The sequence below is a fragment of the Sphingopyxis sp. genome (assembly GCF_035565275.1).
In the GTDB taxonomy this organism is placed as follows: Bacteria; Pseudomonadota; Alphaproteobacteria; order Sphingomonadales; family Sphingomonadaceae; genus Sphingopyxis.
This window is the reverse complement of the sequence record NZ_DATMST010000032.1, coordinates 1-3,447: the sequence shown is the minus strand read 5'-3', so window position 1 is coordinate 3,447 and position 3,447 is coordinate 1. Positions and strand designations below refer to the sequence as shown.

4 protein-coding genes are annotated in these 3,447 nt (G+C 67.0%); 1 reads left to right on the top strand and 3 read right to left on the bottom strand.

The annotated features are described in order from the left end of the window. On the top strand, positions 1-548 hold a 548-nt coding region (locus VN047_RS02250), incomplete at its 5' end, for a TolC family protein (RefSeq protein ID WP_325539598.1). 21 nt (positions 549-569) lie between these two features. Here the strand turns inward: VN047_RS02250 and VN047_RS02245 are convergent. The 3 genes from VN047_RS02245 to VN047_RS02235 all read right to left on the bottom strand — a co-directional run. Then, the gene (locus tag VN047_RS02245; protein WP_325539596.1) at positions 570-1,478 is read right to left on the bottom strand and encodes an SDR family NAD(P)-dependent oxidoreductase; all 909 of its coding nucleotides are present in this window, start codon (positions 1,476-1,478) and stop codon (positions 570-572) included. 81 nt (positions 1,479-1,559) lie between these two features. Continuing rightward, complete coding sequence (locus tag VN047_RS02240) at positions 1,560-2,315, bottom strand: TetR/AcrR family transcriptional regulator (RefSeq protein ID WP_414712653.1); 756 nt, start codon at positions 2,313-2,315, stop codon at positions 1,560-1,562. Beyond that, the coding region (locus VN047_RS02235; RefSeq protein ID WP_325539594.1) for an AMP-binding protein at positions 2,302-3,447 on the bottom strand (1,146 nt) is incomplete at its 5' end. The genes VN047_RS02235 and VN047_RS02240, both read right to left, overlap by 14 nt.

The window sequence follows — 3,447 nt, the reverse complement described above, 5'->3', positions numbered from 1 at the left end:
CCGACGTGGTCGCGGCCGAGGAACGGCTGCGCGCCGCGCGCGCCAACATCGGCGCGGCGCGTGCCGCCTTCTTCCCGTCGATCTCGCTGACCGGCAATCTCGGTTTCTCGTCGCTGTCGCTCGACAATCTGTTCACCAACGACAGCATGACGTGGAGCTTCGGCCCCTCGATCAGCCTGCCGATCTTCGATTTCGGGCGCAACAAGGGCAACCTGACCGTCGCCGAGGCGCGCGAGAATATCGCGGTCGCGACTTATGAACGCACCGTCCAGGGTGCGTTCCGCGAGGTCGCCGATGCGCTCGCGGGGCGCCGCTACCTCGCGGAGCAGGTCGAGGCGCAGGAACGCGGGACGCTCGCGACGCGGCGCATCGCCGACCTGGCGCGCAAGCGTTATCAGGAAGGCGTTTCCACCTATCTCGAAGTGCTCGATGCCGAACGCAACCTGTTCGCGTCCGAACAGACGCTGATCGAACTTCGCCGTGCGCAGGTCGACAATCTGGTGACGCTGTATGTCGCGCTGGGCGGCGGACTGGTCGAGCGCCGCTGACGCGCGGCGCTCGCTGCGCGCTCAGCGCGCGACCGCCAGCGCCGGCAACCCCGACCCCGCACTCGCCAGTTCGCGTTCGGCCTGTGTAAAGCCGTAGGCGGGGACGATCGCACCGTCGCGGTCCGAAACATCGGCCCAGTTCGCAACCAGCCGCTCGCCAGCGTCGGTGCCACCGCCGAAATGGCGCCCTTCGGACAAGGTCACCTCGGCGCGGGCAAAATGCCCCGCGCCCGCGCACAGAATTGCGCGGGTCGGCGCATCTTCGCCCACGAGCGCGAGCAGGCCCGGGCTGACGAGCGCGGGATCGAGCAGTTCGAGGCTGGCGTCGGCGAGGACGCCGTGCGTCATCTGCGTCGCGGCGGTCGGCGCGAGGCTGTTGACGCGAATGCCATATTTCTCGCCCTCGATCGCCAGTGTCTGCATCAGGCCGACGAGCGCCATTTTCGCGGCGCCGTAATTGGCCTGCCCGAAGTTGCCCCACAGACCCGACGAGGAGGTCGTCATGACGATGCGGCCATATTGCCGGGCGCGCATCATATCCCACACCGCCTTGCAGCAGATCGCCGCGCCCGTCAGATGGACGTCGACGACGAGCCGGAAATCGTCGATGCTCATCTTGGCAAAGCTCTTGTCACGCAGGATGCCCGCGTTGTTGACGAGAATATCGATCCGTTCCCATTGATCCTGCGTCCGGCGAACGAGTTCGCCGATCGCGGCTTCGTCGGTGACCGACGCCGCAATCGCCAGCGCTTCGCCCCCGTTTTCGGCGATTTCGGACGCGACCTGCTCGGCGGCGGCAAGCGCAAGGTCGTTCACGACAACACGCGCACCCTTGCCCGCCAGATAGAGTGCGTGCGTGCGGCCGAGCCCGCCGCCCGCGCCGGTGACGATCGCGACCCGGCCGCGCAGCGGCAATGCATCATGTTCCATCGTTCAATCTCCATTCACTCTCTAGTGAGTTAATATCATGAAAGTGAAAAAGCGCGAGCGATGCGTCGCCCGCGCTCTTTCCTACGCCTTTTTACCGTTACAGATCTGGACGAAGCCCGCGGCCATGAAGGAGGCCATTCGCGCCTTGATCGCTTCGAAATCCTCGGACTTGCAGAGGCCGCCCGACAGCTTGTCGATGCGTCCGGTCCGCGCGAGCGTGACCATCAGCGCGCCGGTGACGAAATGATAACCCCAGAAGATATCTTCCTCGGCGCAATCGGGCATCGCCTTTTTCAAAAGGTCGATCAGTCGCAGCACCACCGGATCGAAGTGGCTGTCCATCAGCTCGGCGCCCCATTCGGGCGTGTTCGCGACCTGCGCGCCAAGCGCGCCGTAATTCTTCCAGCCGTCCCCGCCGTGGATATAGAGATCGAGGTCGGTGTCGAGGAAGGCGTGAAGCGCCCCCTCGATCGTCGGCTTGCCGCCCGTGGCACGATCATAATCGTCGAGGGCCTGCAGCCGCTTCGTGCTCGTCACCACCGCGCGCCGCGCGAACACCGCGTCGAACAGCTTTTTCTTGTCCTCGAAATAATAGTTGAGCAGCGTGTGATGCACGCCGACGCGCTTCGCGACATCCTTCAGCGTCACGCCGTGGAGACCGTGCCGCGAGAACAGCAATTCGGCCTCGTCGAGGATCTGCTCCATCGTTTCGGCGCGCTGTTCGGCCTTGGTCGACCGCCGACGCGTTTTCGCCTGTTCTGCCACTCGTCCGACTTCCAGTTTCTGTTCCGTCGCTGCCCCTGCCGCGACGCCCCCTTGCCGGTCAACCCGCGCCATGGTCGTTCCGCAAGCGAATCTTATCGATTTTTCCGGTCGGCGCCAGCGGCATGGCGGAAAGGCGCACGACCGCGTCGGGAATCCACCATGACGCGACGCGGCCGGCGAGCGGCGCGAGCAGGTCGGCGTCGCTGATATCCTCGCCCGCGCGAAGCTCGACGAGCAGCACCGGCCGTTCGCCCCATTTCTGATCCTCGCGGCCGATCACCGCGGCGAGCGAGACCTGCGGAAGCGCACCGACCACCGCCTCGATCTCGGCGGGGTTGATCCATTCGCCGCCCGACTTGATCAGGTCCTTCGCGCGGCCGGTGATGACCAGATTGCCCTTTGCGTCGATCCGCGCGAGATCGCCGGTCGCGAACCAGCCGTCGGCGTCGGTCGCCGGCTCCGTCTGTCCCATATAGCGCTCGACCACCGCCGACCCGCGCACGCGCAAATGCCCCTCGGCGCCGCGCTGGTCGGCTAGCGCCGCGCCAGCGGCGTCCGTCAGCAGCAGGTCGACGCCGATCGCGGGCCGTCCCGAAACCGTCGCGGTCCGCAGCGGGTCGCCGGGAGGTGCAATGGTGCCGAGCGGCGATAATTCGGTCATGCCCCAGCTCGTCTGCACGGTGACGCCGAGCCGCCGTTCGATGCGTTCCATCAGCGCGGGCGCCATCGGCGCGCCGCCGACGATGATACGTTCGAGCGACGGCAATTCGCCGCCCGACGCCTCCAGATATTCGACGACGCCAAGCCAGACGGTCGGGACGCCGACGCCGATCGTGACCCCCTCTGCCGCGATCAGCCGCGCAAGGCTGGCGCCATCGGCCTGCCGCCCCGGAAGGACGAGCTTGCCGCCGACCGCGGGCAGCGCGAAGGGCAGGCCCCACGCGTTGGCGTGGAACATCGGCACCACGGCGAGCACGGCATCGCGGCTGGTAAAGGCCATGACGTCGGCCTGAAGCGCGCGAAGCGTGTGAAGGAAACTCGCGCGGTGCGTATAGGTCACCCCCTTCGGCGCGCCCGTCGTTCCCGAGGTAAAACAGAGGCCGGCGGGCGAACGCTCGTCGAAGCCGCCCCATTTGGCGCCGCCCGGCGCGTCGCCGATCAGCGCTTCGAGTTCGCGGAGCGGCGGCGCGGCGGCGGGCCATTC